The sequence below is a fragment of the Glaciihabitans sp. GrIS 2.15 genome (genome assembly GCF_035984695.1).
Taxonomy (GTDB): Bacteria; Actinomycetota; Actinomycetes; order Actinomycetales; family Microbacteriaceae; genus Lacisediminihabitans.
This window is the reverse complement of sequence record NZ_JAXCHU010000004.1, coordinates 262,842-289,554: the sequence shown is the minus strand read 5'-3', so window position 1 is coordinate 289,554 and position 26,713 is coordinate 262,842. Positions and strand designations below refer to the sequence as shown.

Below are 26,713 nucleotides of genomic sequence, written 5' to 3'. Positions count from 1 at the left end.
AGCAACTGGACAACCACGTCAACTGGCTACACGGTGAGTAAATCTTCATTCATCGATTCGTCCATCGCCTCCGGTCTCGAGTTCGTTTATCCCGGCGGTGCTGGCATGACAGACTGGGTCTCCACCCGATGTGACGTAGCGACGGTTGCTACCGATCCCGGGAACGCGACGCTTGACGTCATCACGATGGTGCAGCCGTGCTACGCCAACGCTATACTCACGGCCCGGCCCAGCCTCGGGCCGCCGGACGCCGTCGAAAACGGGTATGGCATGGTCGGCACGCCAGGCCAGTGGTACCTCGACTCCGCCGCGGGCACGGTCTACTACACCCCTCTGGCTGGCGAAGCCCTTACGGACACTTCGGCGCTGCTCCCCACTACAGATGGGCTTTTGAGTGCGACAAATCTTTCCTTTGTGAACTTCACCGGACTGGCGTTCGAGTACGCCACGTGGATGGGCGCCAGCGGCCCGCAAGGGGAAGTGGACCTTCAGGCCAATTTCCTGATTCAGGGCACCCCCACGGCACGATCGACGATGCAGCTGCCGAGCGCGGTTACCTTTCACGCAAGCAATCACATCAACTTCACGTTGAATACCTTGGCGCATTTGGGCTCGGGAGGCGTGGCTTTTGATCAGGGGAGCAACAACAACGTCATCCAGGGCAACACTATCTACGACACCTCCAGCAACGCCATAACGCTAGGAACCGCCGCCGCCAACCCTGACGTCAGTAACTCATACGCCGGACCGACATATGTCGACTATCAAGAAACGGTGGCTAACAACTACGTGCACGATATCGGAGTTGAATTTGAAGGTGCCGTGGGAATCTTTGCGTCTTGGGTAAAGCAGACGAAGATCATTCATAACGAGGTATTTCGCACGTCTTATTCGGGAATTTCTCTCGGATGGGGATGGGGAAATACGTCAGACCCCGCGGTGATGTCTGACAATCACGTCGACTTCAACTATGTGCATGAAACGATGACCACGTCGCTGACGGACGGAGGCGCGATTTACACCAACGGTTTGGAGGCCTCCACGCCGGTCTCCACCCTGATCGGGAACTACATAGATGGTGATGGCAAGGTGAATGCTGCCCTCTACCTCGACAACGGCTCATCATATTTCGACGTTGAACGCAACGTAGTGACAAATGCGTCGGCGACAAATGCGGTGGGCCTATCACCCGGCGGGTGGGGTAACCCCAACACGGTCGCCCAGTTCAACACGATCGCCAATAACTACGGGTCCAATACTGCCGGCGCTGTGAGCAACAGCACAACAAACACCATCGGCACGAATAGCTGGGGCCTTACTTCGTGGCCCAGCGCGGCCACGGCGATTATCGCCTCGGCTGGTCTCGAAGCCGCCTACGGCAACCTGAATCCGTCGCCGGAAGTGAATCTGGCGCTACGGGGAACCGCGACGGCGTCGTCCACTTATGATTCACGTTATTACTCCGCTCAAGCGGCAATCGACAGCAATTCCAACACCCTCTGGGCTAGCACCGCAACCGACAATTCCGCCTCGTTGACGGTTGATCTCGGAGCATCCCAAACAATTGAAAGTGTTGTTCTACTTCCCCGCCAAGACACAAATTACTCGAGCGACGACCGGCGCAACATCCAAATCATCGGATCGAACAACGCCAACATGTCGAGCCCGACGACGTTGTGCACCGTGGGATCTGTACCAACGCCCTTCGCCCTGCCAATCAAGTGTTCCCAAGGCGGAACTATTGCCTACCGCTACATCCAGGCTAAGAAAACCGTCGCCGGAGGCTTCACCATTGACGAGCTGCACATTTTCGGGCCAGGCACCCGGACCCAATAACCGAGGAAGGTTCTCCTGCACCATCGACAGTGGCACGAGTCAAACGGGAACCTCCTACGCGGCCACGTTGATTGGCGAGGCGGCATGTATCGGTGTTACCGGATTGTCCAACGGAAGCCATACGTTGAAAGTCACCAGAACCAGCGGAACCTACTTCACGCTCGACGCTCTCAACGAGGACGTAAACCCCTGTACTGGCGAACAAATGCTCGAACCTTCAATCGATGGAGAAACATTGTGAGTTAGGTCGTTTCGATGAACAGCAGCGACGTCCGAGTGAACCGCTGCGGCCTGTCGCCGTTTTCGGTGGATTCACGGCTGCAACTAAAGCCGCGGTCCGCGCCGGCGAACTTACGGGCCTTCGCCCCAGACTCGGTTGTGCCCTCTGCAGCGCCGGAGCGCTCTGCGGCACGGTCGCTGGTGTCGCAATCGTCGCGGGCTTCGAAACCAACCGCAGCACCCCGGTCTGGGTCACCGCCCCCGCCTGAGGAGTGGCCGCTGGACTCCTGATCACCGCCGCGGCGGTAGCAAAGCACGACCTTCAACTGTGATCAATCAACGTCGCGGCCGGAGACAATATCACCGGGGTACGCATCGCCCCGGCGGCTTTGAGACGAGTCGCTTTCGCCCAACCCGGCACATCGATCTTCTTGGCATTATCGCCGGTTGCCCTCCGCCATGCTTGCGCTTTGGACACTCGGCCAAGGTTCGGAGGCATTCCAACGTCACTTGAAACCAACTCCGCTACGCAAACAGATTCATCCGGTCGAACGCGTCGTGCAAGTGCAAGCGCATTGCTTCAGCAGCGTCGGCGGGTTCTCCCCGCTTGAGGGCGTCCAAGATCACCCGATGTTGGTCCCACGCGTACGCGCCAGCATCTTTACGCATGTACGACGCGAAAAGATGTAGACCTTCGAGGTTGAGGATAAGGGTGTCGTAGACAAGCTCGTTGCCTGCGAGCCGGGCGATCTGGCCGTGGAACTCAATATCGAGTCGGCCGAGTTCTCTTGCGTCACGCGACTCAAGCAGGCTGTTGATGCGGCTTGCATCGCAGGTCTTGTCGAAGGCTTCGAGGGAATCCGGGTTGGCGTGCCGGGCAGCGCGAGCGGCCGTGGGCGGCTCCACCATGAGGGGAAATTCGTACATCTCGTATATCGCCCGGGTGTCGAGGATGGTCGAGGCGGCGAAGCCCTTGTAAGCCTCTTTACTGACGAGTCCTTCGGATTCGAGTCGGGCAAGTGCTTGTCGAACGGGCGTGTTCGACACGTGCAGGGAGCGCGCAAGATGGTCGAGGTTCATCCGTGAACCGGGCTCGATTCGGCCGGTCAACAGGTCGCCACGTATTATCGCGTAGACGTCCTGGGCGAGGATGCTTCGCTGCGGCATCCGCCCCGCTCGATGCGTGGCACTTTGCACTCCTGCAAACTGACCTTCCGGCTCCACCGCTTCTCCTACGAACATGATCGCCGCCGATTTCCAGCGAATGGGACTGCCGTCGGTTTGATTGACTTGATGACGTGCGATCTCGTCGGATTCGTCTACCACTACATCGAAAGCTGCGAACCGTTGGTCTGCGGAGGAGAGTTCGTCACCGAGGTCGCGGTCATTCTCGACCGCTCTTTCGGCGACACCCCCGGAGCCGCGAGATTTGGAACGGTGCGTGCGCTTCAGCAACTGCACCAGCAGTTCGATACCCTTTCCCCGTCCGTCGACCTCGGTGCGTATGCCCTCGTGGTCATCCCCAAGACGACGACGACGATTGACTCGTCGCTCGCGGACAGGCTCACTGCATACTCGGGAAGCGGCAGTGCGCTTTTCATCTCCCGGGGCGCGCAGAGTGGTTCAAACGGCGCGGAGACATTGAGCTTCGCGGGGGTAAGGTACGTCGTTCCCTCGCCGCTCAGCAACACCTTCACCCGCCCGGGAACGCCACTCGGAGGAGTCAGCAGCTTCGATCAATTCATGTATGACCGCTCGCTTCGGCTGAAACCAGTTGGTGGGGCGGAAGTACTCGCCTTGATTGTGGAACTCCATTTCGAGAGCGAGTGGGATCGATTCAGCGGGCACAACTACACGCTCACCAGCAACGTGGGGTCGGAATGGGAGAAGATCGTCCAGAACGGCAAGACGATCACTGCGGCGGTTCTGCTCTTCCAGGCTATGGGGAACCATGGGGCTCCCGCCTACCGTGAACTCATCCGTGGCTGCCCTGAGCGCCTGATGCCGCGCGCCGCGCTTTCGGCGGGGGCGGGCCCGGGTGTCTCGAATCCACGATCGTGCGCAAGGCGGACACGCTGGCGGTTCACCTCATCAGCTTCATGTCGACCCGTGTCGCTGAAGACAACATGGGACACAGATCGTCGGCGGGCTGGACCTTACCGAGGACCCGTTCCCGCTCGTGGATGTCCCGGTGTCGGTCCGTTCGGACAGCATGCCCTCGTCGGCCTCGCTCGAGCCAACCTGAGAGATGCTGAATTTTACCTGGCAAGACGGATACGTGCGTGCGCAGGTGACCGTCCTCACCGGGCACGCAATGCTCGTGCTCCGCTTCGGCTGAGCAGATTCCCCGTACGACCAAGAACACACTTCCCCAAACCGCCTTCAACCAACGGAGTCGCATGTCAGTTGAAAATCAAGTCAATCCGGATTGGGCGCGCCTCTTGCGGCCGATGCCCGAGTGGTTTAAGAACTCACCGTTCGGAATCTTCATCCACTGGGGGGCGTACTCCGTTCCGGCCTGGGCTGAGCCGATCGGAGCCCTAGGAACGATTGCAGACGGAGAATGGTTCGCCCATAATCCCTACGCCGAGTGGTACATGAACACCATTCGGATCGAGGGGAGCCCCGCCCAAGCGCACCACCAGGAGGTCTTCGGTGGCGTCGAGTATGACGAACTGCTCGACCAGTGGAAGGCGGAGAATTTCGATCCGCAGGACTGGGCAGCGCTGTTCAAGGCCACCGGCGCGGACTATGTCGTGCCGACCACGAAGCATCATGACGGCATCACCCTGTGGGATGGTCCCGGCACAGGTGAGCGCAACACCGCTCACCGCGGACCGCACCGGGACCTGATTGCCAAAATAGCCGGAGCGGTGCGGGGCGAAGGCCTGCATCTGGGCCTGTATTACTCGGGCGGTCTTGACTGGCACGTGCGGGAGTTCTCGCCTCATCAGAGCGGCGAGAGCTTGCGCGACACGAGCCGTCCAAAGGATGCGAAGTACGCCGAGTACGCCTACAACCATGTGCTCGACCTGATCGAGCGATTCAAGCCCGACTTGCTGTGGAACGACATCAATTGGCCAGATGAAGGAAAGAATTTTGGACCGTCCGGCCTGGGGACGCTCTTCGAAAAGTACTACGCCGCGGTGCCGGAGGGAGTGGTGAACGACCGGTGGGGCGACACCCACAAGGACTACGGTACGAGCGAGTACGAAGCCAACAAGGACGCGGAAGGCGACGAAGAATGGGAAAACTGCCGCGGCCTTGGGTTCTCGTTCGGCTACAACCAGCTCGAGGGCCCCGAACTCACCCTCACAGGGAAAGAAATCGCCAGGCTCCTTGCCGACATCGTTTCCCGCGGGGGTCGACTCCTCCTCAATGTCGGGCCCAAGGCCGACGGCACTATCCCTGACGTGCAGCGCCGGTCGCTTGTGGACATGGGCAAATGGATGGCGCACGCCAAGCCGTTCCTGGCGGGGGCGGAGCCGTTGAACTCGGAAATCGCATCGGCGCAGGATGAGCCGTGGGTTCGGTGGGTGGACCGCGGTCACGAGATCGTCGCGTTCGTCGATGACCTCACCGGCGATGGGGTAGTCGGCCTGAGCGTCAGGGACGACAGTGTTCGTGTTTCCGATGCGTCCGTCGTCGGCGGCGGCGCGCAGCTGACGCACGATAGCGGCCAGCTTCGGGTGAAGCTGTCAGCCGACCGGGTCGGTCCGGCCGTAGTCCACTTCCCGCGGGCCTAACGATCGGCTCTCGAACAATCGAGGACGAATGCGGTGGCGGCCGGGCTCGGCCACCACCGCTGCCGTTCACCTAGGCAAAAGCCCGAAGGTGTTCCAACGGGCTTTGCGACCGATCAGGGGAGGTGCCACAACCCGCGAGGTCGTCATTCATCTAGATAATGGGGACTGTTGACTGTTTGATTGACTCGCTCGCGAACTCTCTACGTCACCGATCTTGATCGCACGCTGCTCACGTCCGCCAGCTCTGTCAGCGAGGCTTCGGTCACGATGCTGAATGCGGCGCTCGAAGCTGGCGCACTTTTCACCTACGCGACCGCGCGCTCCCACCTGAGTTCGCGAAGAGTGACTACCGCTCTTCGGTTGAATTTGCCTGTCATCACCTACGGCGGAACGCTGACGGTGCAACCACAAAGCGGAGAGCATCTCGACCTGCGGCTCTTGGATCAGGCAGCCGTCGAGTTATCGCTTCAACAGGGCACCTCTCATCCGACCGCCGAACCTATCCTGCATACATTTGAGGACGGACACGAGTGGCTACGGTGGCGGCCAACCCGGATGACCGCCGGGGTGACGGCATTTCTCGCCGCGCGTGCGAACGACCCGCGGCTTCGCCCGATCACGGTAAACGATCCGCTGAATTCGGCCGCAGTGTTTTATATCGCGATCATTGGCGAAAATCTGGCACTCGTTAACGTGCGTCATGCACTGTTACCTGCGCTTGCCAACGCCGCGCATTTTCTCAGCGAGGACTCTAATACTCCCGGGCTGGACTGGCTCGAATTTCACCATGAAGAGGGAACGAAGGCGAAAGCAATCGAACGAGTGATGAAACAGCTCGGTGCTAATCGACTTGTGGTGTTCGGCGACAACAACAACGACCTGCCCATGTTCAGAATTGCCGACGAGTCGTACGCCGTCTCCAACGCAACCTGGACCCCGTCACCACAGTCAACAATGAACTCCGAAAGCAGCTGCACGCCGTCCCGCAGAAGGTTCGACCTGGGGCAACGCCTCCAAGTCGCTAGACGAACAAAGTCAGTCTCGGCGAGGGGCCTGGTGCGAGTCAGGCGAGCTTCGGGTTCCCCTGGTCGTCGGCCATTGCAAGGTATCCGGACAACCGCGCAATGAAGTCATCGTCTGGCCGGTACGTGACGTCGGCGGTGCACTTCTCGTATTCGCCCTGCAGTTCGGTGATGGCGTCATCGATCTCAAGGACCGCTAGTGCGTTCGTCTGCGTGTCGTCGAGGCCAACAAGGTATCCAATCGCGCGATCGATGTCTGTCGCCCCATCAAAGGGATAGTCGGTCATGTCTGTCACTCCAATTGCGTGCGATTCAGCGGATCCAGGGCCTGTCCGCGCTGAGGCGAGAATACCGAAAGGATTCGGTGTGGAGGCTGGACGCTCATCAGTGTGCGGCCTCGGGTCCGAATCCGATCTCGCGACAACACATGCAGCCAGAGGCACCCCTTCGCTCAAGCCCGGGATTTAGAGACCGCTTGTTTCTCGCAAGAGTTGACCGCGGACGCAAGGATGAACCTTTCCAAAGATCCAAGTTGTGATTCACCATCCGCTCGCCGTCACCATGTCCGTCGAGGTTGGACTAATGATCGACCGCTTCTCGGCAGAACCCCGATCCTCAGATTGCTGCGAGGAATCAAACTGTGGGGCAGACCAGGATCGGTTCGAACGAGTCCTTTTCCGGTGGATGAAGATATTCACCGATCGGAGACTGTTCGCCGTTATCGTCGACCGACTCATCTTCGGCGGCAACATCACCTTTATCGGCACCGATGCGTACCCGCTTGCTCAGACTCCGTCGCGAATTCAGACAGCCTGCCCTCAGATGTGGTCGGCCGCAGCTGTATCGAGGGCAGACATCGCCGTTTTGTCGAGTCGAATCTTGCCCGCTGCGGTGTTCTCATTCAGATGCTCAATGCTGCTCGTTCCCGGGATCAGCATCGTGTTTGGCGAATGCGTGTGCTGCCATGCCAGGCCGACCTGCGATGCCGTCACTCCGAGACGGAAAGCGACGACCTGGACACGGTCCTGGTCGATGACCTTGGGGAGTGTGCCAAGCCACCACCGAGGGGGAGTACGGAATCCACGCGATGTCGTTCTTGACGCAGAGCTTGAGCAGCGGCTCTTGGGAACGGTCGACCATGTAGTAGATGTTTTGGACGCAGCTGATGCCGACAGGCATTGCGGTGCGCAGCTGCTCGACGGTGACGTGGCTGAGCCCGATGCCGAGGATCTTTTCCTCGTCGCGCAGAGCCGCCATCTCGGCGAGCTGGTCCTCGAACGGGACGACCTGTTCGCCGCCGGCGAGCAACCCAGGGGTGAAGTCCATTCGCCGCAGGTTGACGACATCGATCCAGTTAGTGCCAAGGGTGCGGAGATTCGCTTCCACTGCAGCACGCAGTTCGAACGGCTTCTGCGCCGCTTCCAGCGGGATCGGTGCGCCCGGCACCGGTTTCGCTTCCGCTTTTGTGGCGATGAGGATATCGTTACGACGGTTTCCGAAGCTCGCGCGAAGCAGCTCGTTGGCGAGCCCGCTGCCGTAGAATTGTGCGGTATCGAAGTGAGTGATCCCGAGGTCGAATGCTACGTGAAGGAGCTCGACGGCCTTGGCTTGCGCTTCAGAGTTACCGGCATGACGGGTGACTTGGCCCATGCCGTAGCCCACGCGGGATGTCGGTCGGCCAGCCGACGGGAACGATCCGCCGGGAAAGGGATCTCTCGTCACGAGTGTCACGCTCATCGCGAGACCCCGTTTATGACATCCTCCACATTTGTTAGGGGGAACCAGGCCCGTGCTGCAGCCCTCTTCCCTTCTGTCAGGGACGAATACGACCGATCAGATGGTGCAATTGACGAAGCGTGACGAGGCGATGCTGGACTGGCTGAGCGTTGTTCGCATGGCCGACCAAGAGGCGGCGCGTTGGGCTCTTGCGGCTCTGCCCGACGGGCACGCCAACTAACCGGTGGGGGGTGCGGCGAGGCAACCAGTGGATCGCAAGACTCGTCACCGAGGAGCTGCTGCAGCGGGCCCAGCCCGCATTCAACGACCGTTCGATCATCTGGGCAACACATCAGGGCATCGGCCTAGTGGCACCAAATCTTTACCGGCAGACCACCCTCCACGAGATCGCGGTCGCTGCTGTGTCAGCCCGCTACCTGGCCCGCGGCTACACCTAGTTCTGCGACCGCCGGCCGGCAAGCCTTCAAGACCATCAGGTCGACGGCGTCGCCATTCGGGGTGACATCGTCGAACTGGTCGAGGTCGAACTGACTCCGAAGTCGCCGGGACGTTACAAGGCGATTTGCAACAGCCATGCGGCGCGCATGACTAACAGCGGGGTCACGAGAGTGGTCTACCTCGGCACCCCTGACGCGATTCGGATCGTGGGAAGCCAAGCCGACAAATTTATTTTCCGTGACCAACGCCCTGTCATGGACAGACCGAAGATAACCACGTCCAGCACACGCCCCGCACGTCACAGCACCCCCGTGCTGGACATCAAAGACACCAAGGCGAAGGCTTGAGACAACTGGCGGGTTTGTGGACCAGATCTTCTGCCAGCGCTTGACCGGGAAGGTCGAAAATCCGACAGCAGTCCCGAACGGAACCTAATGCGATTCACTTTCGATTGTGCGGATTTGCGGGAGACGACCTCGAACTGGAGAGGCGCATCACGTTGAAATCGAGCAGGAGGACCGCTTCCCATCGCGGACAGCTTCATTCGCGGGGCACTCAGGCGGCTGGTCCCTCGATGTTCGCACCCGACTTGGACCCGTCACGCTAAAGCCGCTCTGACGGGTCGATACATTCGGGGCTGAACTGCTGCGGAGACGATGGACCGCAATCCTTCAAGCGTGCCGCTCACCACGCCGTGTGCGCGGGCTTGGATCAGGATGTTGCCGGTCGCGGTGGCTTCAACCGGCCCTGCGATGACGGGTAGTCCGCTGAGGTCGGCGGTCCTCTGGCAGAGCAGCTTGTTCTGGGAGCCCCCACCCACAATATGGATGGCGGTGCAGGCCACACCGGAAAGCTCGGCGGCTTCGCGGGAGACGACTGCGAACGCCGCCGCAAGGCTTTCGATGATGCTCCTGACAAACTCGGCGGCGGTCCTAGGGACCGGCTCGCCGTGTTCTTCGCACCAATCGGCAATACGGCTGGGCATGTCGCCCGGTGCAAGAAACCGGGCGTCACGGACATCGAAGACACCGACCCGGCCTCGAATCCCACTCGCGGCGCCGAGGAGCTCGGCCAACTCGGCGGAGGATCCTTCCGCCTTCCACTTTCGAAGCGATTCGCTGAGGAGCCAGAGGCCGACGATGTTCTGCTGGAATCGATTGCGAAAATCGACCCCACCTTCATTTGTGAATCCTGCGATCTGACTAGCGGCAGTCACGATGGGGGATCGGGTCTCAACTCCAACCAGCGCCCAAGTGCCGCAGGAGATGTAGACAAAATCATCGGAAGTCGATGGAATCGCGACGACGGCCGACGCCGTGTCGTGAGATCCAATCGTGGTCACGACGGGACCGTATTTGCTTCCCAGCGTCGGCAGAACGGGGCCAAGAGCGGTTCCGACCGGCACCAACTCGGGGAATAGACGCTCCGAAAACCCCATTGTCTTGATCAGCGGCAGATCCCATTCGCCGCGAAACGGGTCGAGAAGACCAGTCGTTGACGCAATCGTCCTCTCGCCGACTTGACTCCCGGACAGCCAAAAGTTGAAAAGATCCGGGGTCATCAGAAACGAATCTGCCAGCTCTAACCACCCGTTGTCGGCGTCAGCCTGGAGTTGAAAGATCGTGTTGATAGGAAGGTTCTGGATTCCGTTGCGGCGATACAGCGCCTCCTCCGTGACCTTTGCGTGCACGCGGTTCACCGCGCGTATGGTTCTGTCGTCTCGGTAGTGATGGGGGATTCCGAGAAGCCTGCCCCCGCGCAGAAGCCCATAGTCCACGCCCCAACTGTCGACTCCTACGCTGATTGCTTCCGGCTCCATAGTCGTCGCCGCAACCAGGCCTTTCTGCACTGAACTGAACAATTCAAGGGTGTTCCAATGCAAGCCATCGGCAGTTGCTACGGGAATATTGGGGAAACGAGCGACATGTTCTAAACGCAGACCCTTGCCATCGACGTACCCGAGGATGACGCGGCCACTAGTCGCGCCCAGGTCCACGGCGATGACAGCGGTCATCGCAGGAACGCGGCGGCGACGCCGGCGTCGACTGGGATATGCAGGCCGGTGGTGTGCGATAGGTCGGGGCCGGTCAGAACCGAGACGGCGTTCGCCACATTCTCGGGAAGTACCTCGCGCTTGAGGATGGTGCGCTGGGCATAGAACTTGCCAAGGTCGACCTCCTCGATGCCATAGGTCTTTGCCCGGTTTGTGCCCCAGCCGCTGGCGAAGATGCCTGAGCCGCGCACCACACCGTCAGGGTTGATCCCGTTGACCTTGATGCCGTGCTCGCCGAGCTCGACGGCCAGCAGGCGAACCTGGTGGGCTTGGTCGGCTTTCGTCGCCGAGTACGCGATGTTGTTCGGGCCGGCGAACACCGAGTTCTTCGAGACGATGTAGATCAAGTCTCCGCCCATGCCCTGCTCGATGAGCACTGGCACGGTGGCTTTCGAGACCAGGAACGACCCCTTGGCCATGATGTCGTGTTGGACGTCCCAGTCCTGCTCGGTGGTTTCGAGCAGCGGCTTGCTGAGTGAGACGCCCGCGTTGTTGACGACGATGTCGATGCCGCCGAAGGCGAGCACGGCATCCTGCACACCACGAGCGATGGCGTCGGCGTCGGTGACGTTCACGGCCACACCGATCGCCACGTCGGAGTTGCCGATCTCGGCTGCTGCCGCCTGCGCCTTCATGAGATCGAGGTCAGCGATGATCACACATGCCCCGTCGGCCGCGAGCCGGGTGGCGATCGCCTTGCCGATCCCGGATGCCGCCCCGGTCACCAGCGCGACGCGTGTGGCGTGGGACTTCGGCTTCGGCATCCGCTGCAGCTTGGCCTCTTCCAAAGCCCAGTACTCGATCCGGAACTTCTCGCTCTCGGGGATCGGGTCATACGTCGAGATCGACTCGGCCCCGCGCATCACGTTGATCGCGTTGACGTAGAACTCGCCCGCGACCCGCGCGGTCTGCTTATTCGCACCGAAGCTGAACATGCCGACGCCGGGCACCAGCACGATGAGCGGGTCGGCGCCGCGGATCGCCGGGCTGTCTGCCGTGGCGTAGAGCTCGTAATAGGCGGTGTAGTCGGCGCGGTACTCCTCGTGCAGCTCCTCCAGGCGGGCGATGGATGCCTCGACCGAGGCGTTCGCCGGCAGATCCAGCAGCATCGGCTTGACCTTCGTTCGCAGGAAGTGGTCGGGGCAGCTGGTCCCCAGTGCCGCCAGTTTCGGGGCGTTCGCGGATGCCAGAAAGTCGAGCACGACATCCGAATCGGTGAAGTGGCCGACCATCGGCTTGTCGTGCGAGGCGAGCCCGCGGATGGTCGGGGCGAGCGCAGCCGCCTTGGCGCGACGCTTCTCGGCGGGCAGCGCTGCGTTCTTCGCGATGAGCCGGCCGAACGGCGCCTTCTTGCCATGCGCGGCGAGGTAGGCCTCGGCCGTCTCGATGATCCAGAGACTGTTCGCCTCCGACTCCTTCGACGTGTTTCCCCACGCGGTGATGCCGTGACCGCCGAGGATGCAGCCGATCGCCTGAGGGTTGGCCTCCTTGATGGCCGCGATCTCCAGTCCGAGTTGGAAGCCCGGGCGACTCCACGGTACCCAGACGACCTGGCCACCGAAGGCCTTCTTCGTGAGCTTCTCGCCGTCCTTCGCGGTGGCGAAGGCGATACCCGAATCAGGATGCAGGTGGTCGACGTGCTTCGCGTTGACGAGTCCGTGCATGGCGGTATCGATCGATGGGGCGGCCCCACCCTTGCCGAACAGGCAGAAGTCGAAGGCCCCAACCATCTCGTCCTCACGCTCGACGCCTGGGTAGACACCGACAAGGGCGCGCATCCGGTCAAGGCGCAGCACCGCCAGACCTGCCTCGGTCAGGGTGCCGAGGTCCCCACCGGATCCTTTGACCCAGAGCAACTCGACCGCCTTACCCGTGACCGGGTCGGTCGCGGTGCCCTTCGCGGAAGTGTTGCCGCCCGCGTAGTTCGTGTTCCTCGGGTCAGCGCCGAGGCGGTTGCTGCGCGAAACAAGGTCGGATGCCGTGCTCATGGTTCCTTCTGATGGTGGGGCTGGACGGACAGAAACTGGACAGGGCGTCAGTGATTATTGCCTAGGAGGACGCGACGCCGAAGTAATTCGTCGGGTCGAGTGTCGATGCGCTCCGCTTGTTCTTCCTCGAGGAATCGCGGTCCCCCGACCGCGACAGATCCCAATATGATACGAGCCGATTTGACTGCCATTTCCGTAATCTGGAGAGCGTCAAGCGGCGTCGCTCCGAGCGCAAACATTCCGTGATTTGACAGGAAGATTGTTCGAGGTGCCTCGCCGTGTTGATGAATGTGTCGAGCGAGCTCGGTACGAACGTATTGGGCAAGGGGAAGGCCCGGATCAATGTAGGGGATCAACATCGGGTGGCGACCGATCACCACGACTTGGTCTGGGAACAGACTTCCCCTCGTTAACAGTTCAGGCGTCGTTGAGCACAACAATGCGTTGACCGAGGTCGGATGAGAGTGAACGACCGCAGTGACGCCATCGACTTCAAGGCACACTGCGTGGAGTAGCGACTCAACGGAAGGACGCTTCTTGCCTCGGGTCACCGCGGCAAGAAGCGCGTCCGCGAGAGGGGCGTCGTCAATTTCGTTTCCATCAAGGAGTGCTCGGTACTGTGTGAGGTCTACTTCGACGAAGTCGCTGGGTTGCGCGTCGGCGAGGGAGGCGCCCGTGGCTTTGACAAGCATGCGATCCGGAGCGCTCTTCAATGAGGTGTTACCCTCCGCCAGGATCACGAGATCGCGCTCCGGGCGCCCCACCTCTCTGGATAGCTGCACCAGCGCTGTGAGGTGGCTTCCATAGCCAAGGTGGTCTTCCGTCATTAGAAAACTTCACCCACGTCGCCACACAAGTGCACACTCACGCCAAGTGCAGCGAATGCCGCTGCCTTTACAAGGAGTGCTTTGTCGGCCGTGTGGGCGTCAGGCGCGTAGACAACCTGCACGTGATTTGCTTTGTGCCGGCCCATGAGCTGGTCACGAGTGACTCCATCCAACACCGCATGCATGATTGGCCATTCCGGATTGGTGGCGGCCCAACGAAGTTCCGTTTCCTGCTGCGGCAGGTCGATTGCGCGTCCGCGGCCGATGTCGAAGTGGAGCTGACCACCTTCGATGAATAGCCGAGACCACACAATCTCTCCCGCTTTCGAGACGCCTCGGATGGTTCCCCCGCCGGCGGGGAAGTACTCCGGGCCTTGTCGCCAGCTCTCAGCGTCTGCGTACCCGTTCGCGAAGTGAGATGGCGGGACTGATCCAGAAATCTCGAACACCCAGACGAAGTCATCTCCGTATTGCCGCCCCCATCGGATGTCATGCAGCGTGGTCGCCGGGTCGAGATGCATTGCCGTCCACACGCGGTTGGTAATCAGCGCATCAACGGCGACCCCTTCATCCACCTCATTGAAATGAGGCAGCGCTTGACCGGGGCGCAGCACCCGCGTTCCGTCGCGGCTGGTCACCGGAGGGCGGTCGACGTTGTTCAGCAGTCCCTCTGCCAGATCAGAGGCCGGCACTAAGTCTCTGAGCCCCTGTTGGTACTGGATTCCAACGGCATCGAGACCGAAGTCATCGCTGATCCGCAACGCTGCGACGTACATCTTGTACTGCTCGCGCAACTGCGATTCTGTCAACTCTGTACGTTCATCAGCGCCCAGCTTGAAAGTCATCCCTCGCTCGAGGAGCCATTTGTGCACCGCGTCAGCTTCTTCGTCCTTGATGTTTCTCATTTCGGCGTACAAAGCGCTCTGAGAGAGCCTCTCCTTGTAGATGCCGAGCGGATTCAGCAACTCGTCCTCGATGATGGCGTTGTACATGCCCATACAACCCTCGTCAAACACGCCAATAATCGCTTTGTCGGTTTGTAGTTGGCGCGCAATGGCTTCACCCAGAGATCGTTCCGCCGAATCCCGGGTGAGTTCCAGATCTCGGACGTGCGAGGAGTCCTGTTGGATTTCACCAGTGGCGACCCAGCTGGCGATCGAATCGCGTGCCCACTGGTCTGTGAAGTCGACGCTCCAGACGCTCGAGTACCGCTTCCCCATCTTGGTGAGGCACGCATTGAGATTGAGCATGCCCACCAGTCCAGGGCGGTCACCCGCGAAGTTGGCGGCAGTGAGGATCGGGCCACGATGGGTTCGTAGGCCCGCCAGTACGTGGTGGCTGTACTGCCAAATCGATTCGGCGACAATCAGCGGAGCATCGGCAGGAATGTGCTTGAAGACTTCCAACCCCATTCGCTGGCTGGAAATGAAACCGTGCCCGACCTTCGGGTCGAACTCATGACCCCTGACCACCGACCATCCCAGTTCACCGAGCGCATCGGAGATCGCCCGCTCCGTTTCAACTTGGGTCGCCCAGCCGGCAATATCGGCGGCGTGGCGCAAGTCCCCACTCGCTACTAGATACGCCGTGCGTGGCGGCACCGTAGTCGGCACATCGAAAGTGGGCATCAGATACACAGGCAATAGGGACTCCTTCGTGACGTCTTTCCTGAAAAATTAAAAGTGAATCTGACCGTCAGTGGGCTGGTTAGGTGCCCCCATGACAAACTTCGGCAACTCGACACCGCTAGCTGGATACATTTGCGCGCGTGTTGGTCTCGATGGTCCTCGCTGCCGTGTTCCCCCGGGCGTACTTGGCGTTGCGCAGGTCGGCACCGAGGAGATTCGAGCGGGCGATGAGGTGGTCAGTAACGGTAGTCACGTGCGGTTCACGTCCTCATGGTCAGATTCATACCTTTGATGTTGTTGCTTGTTGAATATAACATTTAGTATCACTTTTTATGAAAGGTAACATGAAGCATTGCCGCAGTACAACGTTTGTCAATCCGGGTCGGCAGAGAGAGGATTTCGATGGCAGTGGCCAGTTCCCTGGAAGCTGAGGCGCGTCGTGAGGCGATCGTCCAGGAACTGCAACGGCGCGGCTCCCTCCACTTGATCGACGTTGCCGCCCAGTGGAAAGTCCACCCCATGACCATCCGACGTGACTTCGATGCCTTTGTGCTTGCCGGAATTGGCCGCCGAGTGCGTGGTGGCGTCGTCACGGTTGGACAGGATGATTTCTCGCAACGTCAGCACCAGAATGCATCCGCGAAACAGACCATCTCCACCAAGTTGCTAGCTTTCGTCGAACCGAACATGGCAATCGCCCTCGACTCGTCAACCACTGTTTACGCCTTCGCCCAGGCACTGACAACGACCGGAATCTCGGCTATCTCTAATGGCTTGAGCACGTTCCAGACCCTATACAAAAGGCCGGGTATCAAGGCCTACCTCACCGGGGGGGAACATGAAGAGACCAACCTCAGCCTCGTAGGTTCACTCGCAGTCCAGTCCATTCAACAGTTCACCCTCGACGCGTGTTTTCTCTCGACCATGAATATCGACCCTGTCTTCGGAACCAGCGAGCTCACCCTCGAGCAGGTCGGAGTCAAGCAAGCGATGGTCGAAGCGGCACAGAAGGTCATCTTGGCGGTCGATTCCAGCAAGTTCGCTACCCGAGCTCGATTCCGGTCGCTGCCGCTCTCAAGCATCGACGTTCTGGTGACCGAACTCAACCCTGCCGACCCGCGACTCGACATGTACCGAGAGCGCATCCCCGCGATCCACTGACGCGACGGCACGACAACACCAACGAATTGATCACGTTGGGCGATGCCACAGAATGTTATGTCGTGCTACTATTCGCAGGATCACACTCAACGGAGAGGTATTGCCATGTTCAATCCAGTAAGAAGAAACTTTTACCGTCCATTCGCTGTATCGGTGACTGGGGTTGCTCTCGTGGCCCTGGCGCTTACGGGTTGCGCAGCGACCTCGTCGCCGTCAGCGACATCAGCGAAGACCGCGAAGTCGGTGGTCTACGTCCAGGGAATAAGCGGCAACGCATTCTTCACCTCTGTGACTTGCGGAGCTCAAGCAGAGGCGAAGGCAGAGGGGGTCACCTTCTCCTTCCAGGGGGGCGCTGACTACAGCCCGCAATCGCAAACCCCTATCCTCAATGCAGTTATCGCGAAGCATCCGGACGGCATCATTATTTCCCCGATGGCCGGCGTGGCGATGGTGCCGCCGCTCAGCCAAGCTAAGCAGGCCAGCATCAAGGTGGTGTTCGTGGATTCGACAGCCGCCGACTCGTCTCTCGCACAGTCTTTCGTGAGCTCGGACAATAGGGCCGGCGGTGCTTTAGCGGCTCAAAAAGTGGTCGCAGAACTCGGGGGAAAGGGCACAGTGATGGTGATGGGTGCAACGCCCGGGATCTCAACCACGGACGCCCGCCAAAAGGGATTCGAGGCGGAGATCGCGAAGTCTGCTGGCATTACTCTCCTCCCCACACAGTTCAGCGGGAGCACGCCTGCAACCGCGACAGCAAAACTGAGTGCGGTCATTGCGGCGCATCCTGAACTGAATGCAGTGTTTGCGGTGAGCACTCAGGAAGTCGAAGGGGTCGCTGTCGCGGTGAAAACTGCTGGCCTTTCCGGAAAGCTGGGGATCATCGGGTTCGACACCTCTGACCCGATTTTGGCCGACGTTCAGAGTGGGCTGGTGACTGGCCTAGTCGTCCAAGAGCCGCTGTCGATGGGCAAAATTGCGATGCAGCAAATGGTGAAATCGATGAATGGACAGTCGACGACACCGGTGGTCAACACACCATTCGTTTATTTGACAAAGGACAACATGAGCGATCCGTCGATCAACCAGTTCATCTACAAGACGGCCTGCTGAGGAAAAAATCAAAGCCACTGGTGTGGGGCGCGCTGTCGTCAAGTTGGCTGCGCCCCACCCCCACGATAAGAGAGGAGGACAGATTGGATACCGGTCTCGTTGCAAAAACTGAGTCGTCGCCAGGCCAGGTTGTGCCATTACTTGAAGCTCGTTCATTGGGGAAGACTTTCGGGCACGTGGAGGCCCTAATCGGAGCTAACTTTCAAGTACTTCCAGGTGAAGTTGTCGCACTCATCGGTGACAACGGGGCGGGTAAGAGCACTCTCGTGAAGCTGCTGTCAGGAGCGATCCAGCCAGATCGAGGTTCATTACTTGTCGACGGTGTCGAAGTAACGTTCGCTGAGCCCGCCGACGCGCAACGCCAAGGCATCGAAGTTGTGTATCAGGATCTTGCGCTCGCTCCAGACCTGGGCCCCGCATCGAACCTATTTCTCGGTCGAGAACTTTCCCGACCTGGAATTTTAGGCAAGCTGGGTTTCCTTGACAAGCGCGGCATGCGCGATTCGGCAGTCCGAACGCTCTCCGATTTAGGTGTTGATCTCCGAGACGTCAACGCGCCCGTGGCGAATCTGTCCGGGGGTCAGAGGCAAAGCGTGGCGATCTGTCGAGCCGTGATGTGGGCGCGCCGAGTGGTGTTTATGGATGAACCTACAGCGGCGCTGGGGGTAGTTCAGACCGCTCGGGTGCTCGATCTAATCCGAAAGGTCAGAGATAGCGGCGTGGCAGTAGTTCTTGTGAGTCACAATATGCCGCAAGTGATCGAAGTTGCAGACCGGATCGAAGTGCTCAGACTCGGGCGTCGAACCGCACGATTCTCTGCCGCTGAAGTGACGGTTGACGACCTTGTGGCAGCGATGACGGGCGCACTGACGCAAGAGGAAGCGGAACGATGACCGACACAATGAAAACTCAAGAAGCCGCGAATATCACTTCGCGCGAAAACGCACCTGCCGGGTGGAGAGCGCGACTTCGCAGCGTCCGCCAAGCGTCGATGCTCTATCTCCTGGCGGCTTTGGCAATCCTGATCATTGTCTTCGGCGCAATGAATCCAGGAGCCTTCCTGGGGGCCTACAACCTGCGAGAAGTTTTCACTGAAGCGGCCCTCCTGCTAATCGTCGCCGTCGGGGCGACATTCGTCATAGCTACAAGCGGTATCGACCTCTCCGTCGGCGGTGTGCTTGTGTTTTCCGGCGTCATTTCTACCGAAGTTATGTCTGCCATGGGAGGTAAAGGGTGGGGCGCCGTCGCTGTCGGATTAGCGACATCATTGGCTTGTGGAGCGATATTTGGCTCGATCAGCGGGCTTCTAGTCGCAAAAGCTCACATCCCTCCTTTGATCGCGACCCTCGGCACACTGGGCGTCTCGCTAGGCCTCGCACAGGTTGTTACTAATGGAGCGGACCTCAGTGGGATACCGGAAACGTTGACAAACGGAATAGGGCTGGGGCAGCTTTTTTCGACGATCCCGTGGATCGTCGTTATCGCCGCGGTGGTCACGGTATGGGCAGCGATAAGTCTGCGCTCGACGCGATTCGGCCAATACACGCTCGCGATTGGCTCAAACAAAGAAGGTGCCCGACGGGCGGGCATCCAAGTCGATCGCCACCTCATAAAGATCTATGTGCTTGCTGGCACGTTGGCGGGCCTGGCCGGATTTTTGAACTTGGCCAGGTTTGCCACTACGAGCATCGCCGGTCACAGTACTGACAATCTCCAAGCCATAAGTGCGGTGGTGCTTGGCGGAACTAGCCTCTTCGGAGGTTGGGCGACGATCGCCGGCACCGTAATCGGAGTTTTCATTCCCACGATTCTGCAGAACGGTTTCGTCATCTCCGGAGTGCCGCCATTCTGGCAACAGGTCGCGATTGGCGTTGTGCTCGTCATCGCCGTCTACATCGATCAGCTTCGACGTCGATCTCGAGATAAGTAGCCGGCTCGGAAATAGTCGCGGTGGCGGTTTGCCCCGTCGAGCGATATCCGGTCGACGCAGTATCAGCCGGCGTCGCAAAAGGTTGAGCGACCGCGGTCTCGGCCTCCGCGCTCGGGACATGAATCGGCGCCCACCGAGCTCCAGGTGCTATTGGGCAATCACCCTGAATGATCCAAAAGTTGATGTCACCGCTCGGGGAATACGACTGGCGAAGGCCCTCTGCGAGCTTGAGGAGTCTCAATTCGCCAATGTTCTCGACCACGAAGTCCTTTACGCTGAGCCCCTCGGCATACAAGTCAATACTGACAACGGGATTAGAGGCGCTCTCAACGAGAAGCTTCACGGGCTCGGAGTGCAATTCATTGCGGTGGACACGAACGTCGAGCCCGAGCTCCTCGGGTACATTACGCGCGGAACAACACGGAACAACGATGGAGGTAACTTGCTTGCCCACTCTTTGCCCACACTTGTAGGCAAACGAAGCAGACCATAGACAGTCCTATTCATTCGAAACAGCTGATTTTCCGGGGATTTTAACTGTTAACCGTATGCTCGCTGGGTTGCTTTTAGGGTTCAAATCCCACCGGTTCCGCCAAGATAATATCTATGAGAAGCCTATTTGTGCTTCCGGAACTCGGCAAAAATCCGCACTAACGTCGGAGTTCTCGAAAACCCGTGGACCTGTGCTTTAGCACCACGATGATTTTGTCGGTTGAGCAAACTCAGCTGCGCGGGTACGTCGACGAAACGTGTGTCGATTTCCTCGGATGAGCCCCAAGATTCTGTCCGCACCCTGAGCCCCTCGTTTGGAGTGAAAACTCCGAGTACTCGGCGGTGGACATCGGCGGTTTTCCTACCGGGCCGCGATCAACTTGACCGCCCTCAGAGCTGCTGAACTGGTCGCTGGGGGATCTGCAATCAGGTCGGCGGCAGATCGATAAACGCCACAATTTGCCGGTTTATAGATTGCTCTAATGCTCTGTTTGGAAGGGCACGATGAGGGTTATCCCGCACAGCGGGTCGGAATAAACCGCCGTCAAACCTTCGCGTGAATAATTAAGGTGTTACGTTAATGACTTATCGAGGAGCTTATGACTGCCATGACGATTGTTCCGGTGCCCGCGCGCGCTAACCGTGTCCATACGCCGCTCAGACGGGTTGCGATCCTGGTCGTCTCAGTGTTTGTCGCAGTTTTGGCGTTAGCGTTCGGACCTGCGGGCGGCGCCGCGTTCGCGGCCCAGCCAGTCGCCCAGTGCAACAACGTCGACAACACGCCAGGTTTGGGGCTCACGTGCGACGTCACCGTTACTAACAATCTGAACGTAGCCACCGGAGTGGAGAGCTCCGTCGTGACAATCAAGGAATGTCACGGTCCGGCGAACACGGTGCCGAGCTCCTGTGTCGGGCCGACAACGACGTCGTACAACACGCTCACGACCTCGGTGAACCAGTGCAACGATTCCGAAAACGGCGCGGGAGCCAGCGTCATTTGTAAAGTCCAGGTGATCAACAACATCACGGGCGGAACGTCACCCACGGCTGCCACGATCAATCAGTGCGTCGGATCCGGCACGGGAGGGGGCACCCAGTCGACGTTGAACTGCGACCCTTTCCCGGCAACCACCTCAAGCGCGTCGGTTACCCAGTGCAACGGGTCAGCGAATGGGGGAGGCGCTCAAAATCGCGTGACCTGCACGGTCGCAACCGGCGCCACCGAGTCCGCTCAGTTGGCGGTCACGATCGATCAGTGCAACCGATCTGCAAACGGTGGTGGTGCGGTCGTGACTTGCTCGACTGAGCTCACGACCCTGGCCCTCGAGGCGGCGGTCACACTCCCGAGGGTCAGCGGTTAGTACCACGCGCGAACGCTGCACTGTCCTGGCCTTTCCCAAGACGGGAATCGTCTAATGCGGTTGAAGACTGGCGTTGGCGTGGCCACAGGGGCCGTCGTTCTCGGATTGGGCGTCGCCATAGCGCTCGCACTCGCGAGTGGCACCGGTGGTCAGACGGTGGCGGCCAGCCACGCGCCGGCCCCGGCGACTTCCCCTATTCCGACCGTTGTGGCCGACCAGTTCGTGAATCTCAGCCTCGCGCGCGTCGCAGCGCTTCCCGAAGTGAAATACGACACGGTAATCCCGGGACTGATCGAGTACGCGGACACCCCAGCCCCGGAAAAGGTGACGGAGGCGTACACCCTCGCTGTCGACACGGCAATCTACGGAACCGACCAGGTCACTCCGGTTGCGCGATTCGCCGCCGCTAACTTCCTCGGTCAAAAAAATGTTGTGGTCCCCGTTGCCTTCACTGATGGATGGGCTCTCGTTCTCACTCCAGCCCGCAAATCGCTTCCATCGGCCGCGCCAGGGCACGCCCCGGCGCAAACCGCTGGATGGATTCGAGTGGATTCCCTCACGAAAGATCACCCCTTGACGCAGCGGGTCGTCGTGTCGATCACAGCTCAGACTCTGGCGATAGCCGACGCATCGGGTGCGACGACGGCGTCATTCGCAGTCGGCGTGGGGACGCCAACGACTCCCACTCCCACCGGAGTCACCGGGTACATTCAGGCTCGATATCTGGACCCAGCGCAGGGGCAACGGATTTACCCCATCCAGCTCACGTCGTTGCACTCCGCTGCTGCCGACGAACCCTACGGGGGCAACGACGGTGGCCTCATCGGTGTGCACTACTTCTTCGATAGCAATGGGGCCGTTTCTCACGGCTGCATCCGCCTGCCCAAGAATGCCATCACCGCAGTCAATCAGTTGCCTCTCGGTACGCTCGTCAGCATCACAAACTGAGCTGACGCAAATCGCTCGTTCGGATCGTCAGGGACGGTGTTCTTGCCCACATCACGGTGCTCCGCTCCATAACTTCGGTCCGCGGCAAAACGCGCATCGGCGCTCTGCACTGACACCTCAGGCCACCGACCTCGGCGCCGGGAGTCTTCAGGGGGAAGCTCCCAGGAGTTTCTGGCCCGACCCGACGAGGTGGCCGCCGGGGGCGGCGCGTTGGGCACAGACCCGTCGGCCCGCGGTGCATGTCGCTCGCCGGCAGTTCAGACAGCTACCGCCGTAGGGAACTCGCATCAGCGCGGACGGGCACCCTGAGGGAGAACTCTTTCCAGACTGTTTGGAGGTTTCCCGCCACGAAGCCCCCGATGGCGGCGAAGCCGAACGATTCGCGTCCTGTCCGCGGGAAAACCATGTTCATCAGGACCGCGATACGAGCGCCACTGCAGGACCTCAGACGCGAGCGGAACCTTCTCCGCGCTGAGATCGCTTATAGGCCTTGAGTGCCTTCACCCGGGCGTTCTCCTCGTTGACTTCTGCGTGCGTGGAGCGTTCGCGCACGAGCCAGGTGGGCGGCTTTTGCAGCAACTCGGAGATCTCGTCCGTGGTCAGCGGTTCGGTGACTTCGCCTCGGGCGAGTCCCGCGTTCGAGACTCCGAGCTTGTGCGCGACGACCGGGCGCGGATGCGGTCCGGTCTTGCGCAGCTCCACCAGCCACTCGGGCGGGTCGGCAATCATCTGGTTCAGTTGCACCCGCGAGACTGGCTCGGCTTGGAACGATTCGGGGGTGGCCGGGAGGTAGACCCCGAGTTTCTGGGCCGCCGTCGCGGGCTTCATGGTTTGCGCTTGCTTCAACGACTGGGGAGATTTCGCCGGGGTCATGCGCCCAGCGTAGCCTGAGACGCGCGCAGCGCTTCGCTGCGAGTGGAGGGGGATGCCCGTGGACACAGTTCCTGCTGCCTTCACCATCGCTTTTGCTCCGGGTGTCACCCTCACCCGCTGGACTCGCGCCTGGGAGGAGCGCCAGCGCCGCATCCCGCTTGCCTTCGTTGCGACGGATGCCGCGAGCCAGGTCTCTGCGCTGCACGACGGCCGCGCAGACGTGAGTTTCGTGCGGCTGCCGGTGGATCGCACGGGCCTCAGCATCATCCCCCTCTATGCCGAGGTGGCGGTGGTGATCCTGCCGAAGGAGCATCCGCTCGCCGCCCTCGAGAGCGTGACCCTGCACGATCTCTCGAGCGAGGACCGGGTGGCCGACACCCTCTCTGCGGAGGACGCCGTCGAGCTCGTTGCCGCCGGCGGTGGCATCGTGACGCTGCCGCAGTCCATCGCGCGCCTCCACGCGCGTAAGGATGTGGTGGCGCGCCCGGTGACGGATGCCCCGGTCACGACCATCGCGATCGCCTGGCTCGAGCAGCGAACGACGGCGCAGGTCGAGGAATTCGTCGGCATCGTGCGTGGTCGCACGGCGGCGAGTTCGCGGTCTGTTCCGACCCCCAAGACCGAGAAGCCGCGCAAGGCCGTCACACCGAAGACCCGCACGACGCAACGGGCGCGGCCCCGCAAGCCCCGCGGGCGTTGAGTCTGCCGGTCGCTAACATGGCGGGGTGACAGCAATCCCCGTGTGGCGCAGAATTCCGATCGCGAAAATCGCGACAGCAGTCCTGCTCGGGCTCGCCCTGCTCGCGGCGGCCGACCTGGGGTTCACCGCGCTCGCGGTGATCCTGTCGACGGTGAACCCGCAGATCGGCCTCATCGGTGACGCCGGCGCGGTGCTCAGCTACTTCACGTTCTATCCGAGCGTGCTGGTCGCCGCGCTCACCCTGATCGCCGGGGCACTCATCGCCTGGCGCAATCCCAGCCTCACCAAGCTGGGCATCGCGGTGGTGATCACGGGAATCCTCTCGGCCGCGTTCGTGGCCGTGGCACTGCTGCCGCACGCGTTACGTTAGCGGGAGCCCCCTGAGCTGGCGCTCGATTGTGTCGCTAGGACAGGGTGTTGCGATGAAGGCTCCGCCGATCATGGGGGCACGCCACTCGCAGTTGGGCAGGATCGCCGTCCAAGCCAAAAGCAATGTCAACGGCGAAACATCGGAGCGCTTTGGCCGTGTCATGCGTAACTTTAGTTCTATTCGCATCTCCGTGATGCCGCTCGAGGATCGCGATTTCAGCTGCACGTGTGCTCGTACGATCGACTGGGATGCAGGGGTCGGTGCGCCGAAGGGGACTGTGGATGCGGTGCTTGAGCGACAGTAAGTTTTGGATCGGGCTCAGGGCTGAAAAGCAGCAAACCTCTCCGGCCCCCGCGTGAGGGCAATGGTTGGTGGTTGCGCCCCTGCAGTCCTCCCGACTCACCGGCCGTTTGGGTCGATAGCGTTCTCGTGCTGGTCGCCCACGATCTTAAGATTGGTGATGAGGCTCGGCGAGTTTCTTGCGCCGACTAGATATCGTTAGGCAAGCTCAGCAATATGTGCCGCTGCTTGGAATTGAGGTGAGATTTGATAGTTACGCCCACGCACGTCAATGACTTCGAGCTCGTTATCGGATTTGTTGCGCCTATTGGCACGGACCTTGACACTGTTATTGGCCGACTGCAGCAGGCGTTGTCAGTACACGGTTACGACAATGAAGTCATCAGGCTAAGCGGACTGCTGAACGTCGATCGCACTCAAGTTGATTCAGTTGGTTACTTCAAGGCCGGAATGGACAAGGGAGATGAACTCCGCTCGCAGTATCAGAGCGGCGATGTGGTCGCAGCGCTTGCGGTTGCACAGATATTGTCGCTTCGAGGGAAGAACACTCGAGATCGCCGACATGCCTTTGTCTTGCGAACTTTGAAACATCCGGAGGAGATCGCCTTACTCCGCCAAACGTACGGCACGCGATTCTCGCTGGTGAGTGTGTTTGACGGCAAAGAGAGTCGTGCGGAATACCTTGGGAACAAGCTCAAGGATGAAAGTCCTCGAGCGCCCGAAGTGTCCGCGCAAGTCGCCTCCCTTATCGACCGCGACGAAACGGACGCAAATAATAAGTTTGGCCAGCATGTGCGAGATGCTTTTTCGGCTGCGGACTACTTCATCACCCTTGGGCCAGGCGTGGAGGAAGACGTCGATCGCCTGGTCGGATTGATGTTTGGCGAGCCCTTTCTTACCCCGACCAGGGATGAAGTCGCTATGTTTCACGCGTTTGGGTCTTCTCTTCGATCATCAGATCCAGGCCGCCAAGTTGGTGCAGTCATTGCAACAAGCAATGGCGATATTTTGGCGACCGGCTCAAATGAGGTGCCCCGAGCTGGCGGAGGAGAATATTGGCCCGGAGACGCAGGGGATACGGGAGACGCGCGAGATTTCAAGAAGGGGTACGACTTCAACAAGCGACAGTCTCGTCGGGCAGTGAAGGAGTTCATGGACGCGTTGGCCAGCGAATCTTTGCTCTCGACCGACATGAGCGAGCTCAGTTCTGAGGAGAGGGTGCAATTAATCTTTGACTCGCCGCCGCCCTCAATTAAACAGTCGCGAATTATGTCGCTGATTGAATTCGGGCGGATTGTGCATGCAGAAATGGCCGCACTGATGCAAGCTGCGCGAAGCACGGTGTCCGTGGAGGGCTCCACGCTGTACACGACTGCTTTCCCATGCCACATGTGTATGCGACTAATTATCTCTGCAGGTGTTTCGCGAGTCGTGTATGTCGATCCGTATCCGAAATCTCTTGCCTATGAGATGTACGGCGACTCAATAGTCTTTGGGCCCAGCAGGGACGGACGAGTGGCGACCGAGCCATACCTTGGTGCGTCTTGGAACATGTTTCCCTCTATGTTCGAGGCAACGAATCGTGGGCGAGACCCTGACGGAACGTTTGTTGGTATCCAGAAGGGAAAAATGCGGATGACGCTTGCCGCCGTGGAACCGTTAATAAACGCCGAGTTTCTAGAGGATCAGATTCCCTACGCATTGTCAGAAGCTGAAGCTAAGTTCGAATAAACATTCGACAATCCAAGGAATAGAGACGAAATGAACGGGTCATCGAACTCACAAGAAGAACCGCAGATGGTAGACAAGATAACCGATCTTGGATGGTTCAGGGAAGTTCTTGACGCATCACGCGAAAGGCTCGACCGAGCTGATGAAGGCTCCAAGAGCTCTTGGTACAAGGAACACTTAGCTGAAAGCAAATGAGCGTGCTACTTGAGCGTGTCTTGCCTTATCTATTGCGTCGACCGGGCA

The 26,713-nt window shown here is 60.0% G+C and carries 24 protein-coding genes; 13 read left to right on the top strand and 11 right to left on the bottom strand.

Annotation, left to right across the window (positions count from 1 at the left end; all coding sequences use genetic code 11):
• Positions 1-33 precede the first annotated feature (33 nt).
• The gene (locus RCH11_RS08040; protein ID WP_327056471.1) at positions 34-1,836 is read left to right on the top strand and encodes a discoidin domain-containing protein; all 1,803 of its coding nucleotides are present in this window, start codon (positions 34-36) and stop codon (positions 1,834-1,836) included.
• Positions 1,837-2,580: 744 nt separating this feature from the next.
• On the opposite strand, the gene RCH11_RS08035 is transcribed toward RCH11_RS08040, so the two are convergent.
• Positions 2,581-3,516, bottom strand: a complete 936-nt coding sequence (locus RCH11_RS08035) for a GntR family transcriptional regulator (RefSeq protein ID WP_327056470.1) — start codon at positions 3,514-3,516, stop codon at positions 2,581-2,583.
• 938 nt (positions 3,517-4,454) lie between these two features.
• On the opposite strand from RCH11_RS08035, the gene RCH11_RS08030 reads away from it, so the two are divergent.
• A complete protein-coding gene (locus tag RCH11_RS08030) occupies positions 4,455-5,801 on the top strand; it encodes an alpha-L-fucosidase (protein ID WP_327056469.1) in 1,347 nt (448 codons plus the stop codon).
• A 180-nt stretch (positions 5,802-5,981) separates the two neighbouring features.
• Positions 5,982-6,929: an HAD family hydrolase gene (locus RCH11_RS08025; protein ID WP_327056468.1), complete on the top strand. Its 948-nt coding sequence runs from the start codon at positions 5,982-5,984 to the stop codon at positions 6,927-6,929.
• Here RCH11_RS08025 and RCH11_RS08020 read toward each other — a convergent pair.
• From RCH11_RS08020 to RCH11_RS08015, 3 genes are all read right to left on the bottom strand, one after another.
• Positions 6,865-7,110: a hypothetical protein gene (locus tag RCH11_RS08020; RefSeq protein WP_327056467.1), complete on the bottom strand. Its 246-nt coding sequence runs from the start codon at positions 7,108-7,110 to the stop codon at positions 6,865-6,867. The genes RCH11_RS08025 and RCH11_RS08020 overlap by 65 nt on opposite strands.
• A 531-nt stretch (positions 7,111-7,641) precedes the next feature.
• A complete protein-coding gene (locus tag RCH11_RS18170; RefSeq protein WP_442789020.1) occupies positions 7,642-7,815 on the bottom strand; it encodes an aldo/keto reductase in 174 nt (57 codons plus the stop codon).
• Positions 7,733-8,560 carry an aldo/keto reductase gene (locus tag RCH11_RS08015; protein WP_327056466.1) on the bottom strand — a complete coding sequence of 276 codons (828 nt, stop codon included), beginning with the start codon at positions 8,558-8,560 and terminating at the stop codon, positions 7,733-7,735. Before RCH11_RS08015 ends, RCH11_RS18170 begins: the two co-directional genes overlap by 83 nt.
• 230 nt (positions 8,561-8,790) lie before the next feature.
• Between RCH11_RS08015 and RCH11_RS08010 the strand changes: the two genes are divergently transcribed.
• Positions 8,791-8,997 (top strand): hypothetical protein, encoded by a 207-nt coding sequence (locus tag RCH11_RS08010; RefSeq protein ID WP_327056465.1) that lies wholly within the window; start codon positions 8,791-8,793, stop codon positions 8,995-8,997.
• 599 nt (positions 8,998-9,596) lie between these two features.
• On the opposite strand, the gene RCH11_RS08005 is transcribed toward RCH11_RS08010, so the two are convergent.
• The 5 genes from RCH11_RS08005 to RCH11_RS07985 form a co-directional block, all read right to left on the bottom strand.
• Positions 9,597-11,012 carry a rhamnulokinase gene (locus tag RCH11_RS08005; RefSeq protein WP_327056464.1) on the bottom strand — a complete coding sequence of 472 codons (1,416 nt, stop codon included), beginning with the start codon at positions 11,010-11,012 and terminating at the stop codon, positions 9,597-9,599.
• Complete coding sequence (locus tag RCH11_RS08000) at positions 11,009-13,039, bottom strand: bifunctional aldolase/short-chain dehydrogenase (protein WP_327056463.1); 2,031 nt, start codon at positions 13,037-13,039, stop codon at positions 11,009-11,011. The genes RCH11_RS08005 and RCH11_RS08000 overlap by 4 nt, the downstream gene beginning before the upstream one ends.
• 47 nt (positions 13,040-13,086) lie before the next feature.
• On the bottom strand, positions 13,087-13,866 hold the full coding sequence (locus RCH11_RS07995) for a class II aldolase/adducin family protein (protein WP_327056462.1): 780 nt from the start codon (positions 13,864-13,866) through the stop codon (positions 13,087-13,089).
• Positions 13,866-15,428 carry a fucose isomerase gene (locus tag RCH11_RS07990; RefSeq protein ID WP_327056461.1) on the bottom strand — a complete coding sequence of 521 codons (1,563 nt, stop codon included), beginning with the start codon at positions 15,426-15,428 and terminating at the stop codon, positions 13,866-13,868. The genes RCH11_RS07995 and RCH11_RS07990 overlap by 1 nt, the downstream gene beginning before the upstream one ends.
• Positions 15,429-15,612: 184 nt before the next feature.
• On the bottom strand, positions 15,613-15,747 hold the full coding sequence (locus RCH11_RS07985; protein WP_327056460.1) for a hypothetical protein: 135 nt from the start codon (positions 15,745-15,747) through the stop codon (positions 15,613-15,615).
• 149 nt (positions 15,748-15,896) lie between these two features.
• On the opposite strand from RCH11_RS07985, the gene RCH11_RS07980 reads away from it, so the two are divergent.
• The 4 genes from RCH11_RS07980 (at position 15,897) to RCH11_RS07965 (ending at position 19,695) form a co-directional block, all read left to right on the top strand.
• Complete coding sequence (locus tag RCH11_RS07980; RefSeq protein WP_327056459.1) at positions 15,897-16,655, top strand: DeoR/GlpR family DNA-binding transcription regulator; 759 nt, start codon at positions 15,897-15,899, stop codon at positions 16,653-16,655.
• A gap of 42 nt (positions 16,656-16,697) precedes the next feature.
• On the top strand, positions 16,698-17,765 hold the full coding sequence (locus RCH11_RS07975; protein ID WP_327056458.1) for an ABC transporter substrate-binding protein: 1,068 nt from the start codon (positions 16,698-16,700) through the stop codon (positions 17,763-17,765).
• 83 nt (positions 17,766-17,848) lie between these two features.
• Complete coding sequence (locus tag RCH11_RS07970) at positions 17,849-18,658, top strand: ATP-binding cassette domain-containing protein (RefSeq protein WP_327056457.1); 810 nt, start codon at positions 17,849-17,851, stop codon at positions 18,656-18,658.
• A gap of 98 nt (positions 18,659-18,756) precedes the next feature.
• The gene (locus RCH11_RS07965; protein ID WP_327056456.1) at positions 18,757-19,695 is read left to right on the top strand and encodes an ABC transporter permease; all 939 of its coding nucleotides are present in this window, start codon (positions 18,757-18,759) and stop codon (positions 19,693-19,695) included.
• Positions 19,696-21,061: 1,366 nt separating this feature from the next.
• On the opposite strand, the gene RCH11_RS07960 is transcribed toward RCH11_RS07965, so the two are convergent.
• The gene (locus RCH11_RS07960) at positions 21,062-21,184 is read right to left on the bottom strand and encodes a hypothetical protein (protein ID WP_327056455.1); all 123 of its coding nucleotides are present in this window, start codon (positions 21,182-21,184) and stop codon (positions 21,062-21,064) included.
• Between the two features lie 418 nt (positions 21,185-21,602).
• On the opposite strand from RCH11_RS07960, the gene RCH11_RS07955 reads away from it, so the two are divergent.
• Positions 21,603-22,496 (top strand): L,D-transpeptidase, encoded by an 894-nt coding sequence (locus tag RCH11_RS07955; RefSeq protein WP_327056454.1) that lies wholly within the window; start codon positions 21,603-21,605, stop codon positions 22,494-22,496.
• A 444-nt stretch (positions 22,497-22,940) separates the two neighbouring features.
• Here the strand turns inward: RCH11_RS07955 and RCH11_RS07950 are convergent, their stop codons facing one another.
• The gene (locus RCH11_RS07950) at positions 22,941-23,369 is read right to left on the bottom strand and encodes a DUF5997 family protein (protein WP_327056453.1); all 429 of its coding nucleotides are present in this window, start codon (positions 23,367-23,369) and stop codon (positions 22,941-22,943) included.
• A gap of 58 nt (positions 23,370-23,427) precedes the next feature.
• On the opposite strand from RCH11_RS07950, the gene RCH11_RS07945 reads away from it, so the two are divergent.
• From RCH11_RS07945 to RCH11_RS07930, 4 genes are all read left to right on the top strand, one after another.
• Positions 23,428-24,069, top strand: a complete 642-nt coding sequence (locus RCH11_RS07945) for a LysR substrate-binding domain-containing protein (protein WP_327056452.1) — start codon at positions 23,428-23,430, stop codon at positions 24,067-24,069.
• 25 nt (positions 24,070-24,094) lie between these two features.
• Complete coding sequence (locus RCH11_RS07940; RefSeq protein WP_327056451.1) at positions 24,095-24,439, top strand: hypothetical protein; 345 nt, start codon at positions 24,095-24,097, stop codon at positions 24,437-24,439.
• A 52-nt stretch (positions 24,440-24,491) separates the two neighbouring features.
• The gene (locus RCH11_RS07935) at positions 24,492-24,743 is read left to right on the top strand and encodes a hypothetical protein (RefSeq protein WP_327056450.1); all 252 of its coding nucleotides are present in this window, start codon (positions 24,492-24,494) and stop codon (positions 24,741-24,743) included.
• A gap of 242 nt (positions 24,744-24,985) precedes the next feature.
• Entirely contained in the window at positions 24,986-26,470 is a 1,485-nt protein-coding gene (locus tag RCH11_RS07930) for an anti-phage dCTP deaminase (RefSeq protein WP_327056449.1), read from the top strand.
• Positions 26,471-26,713: the final 243 nt, after the last annotated feature.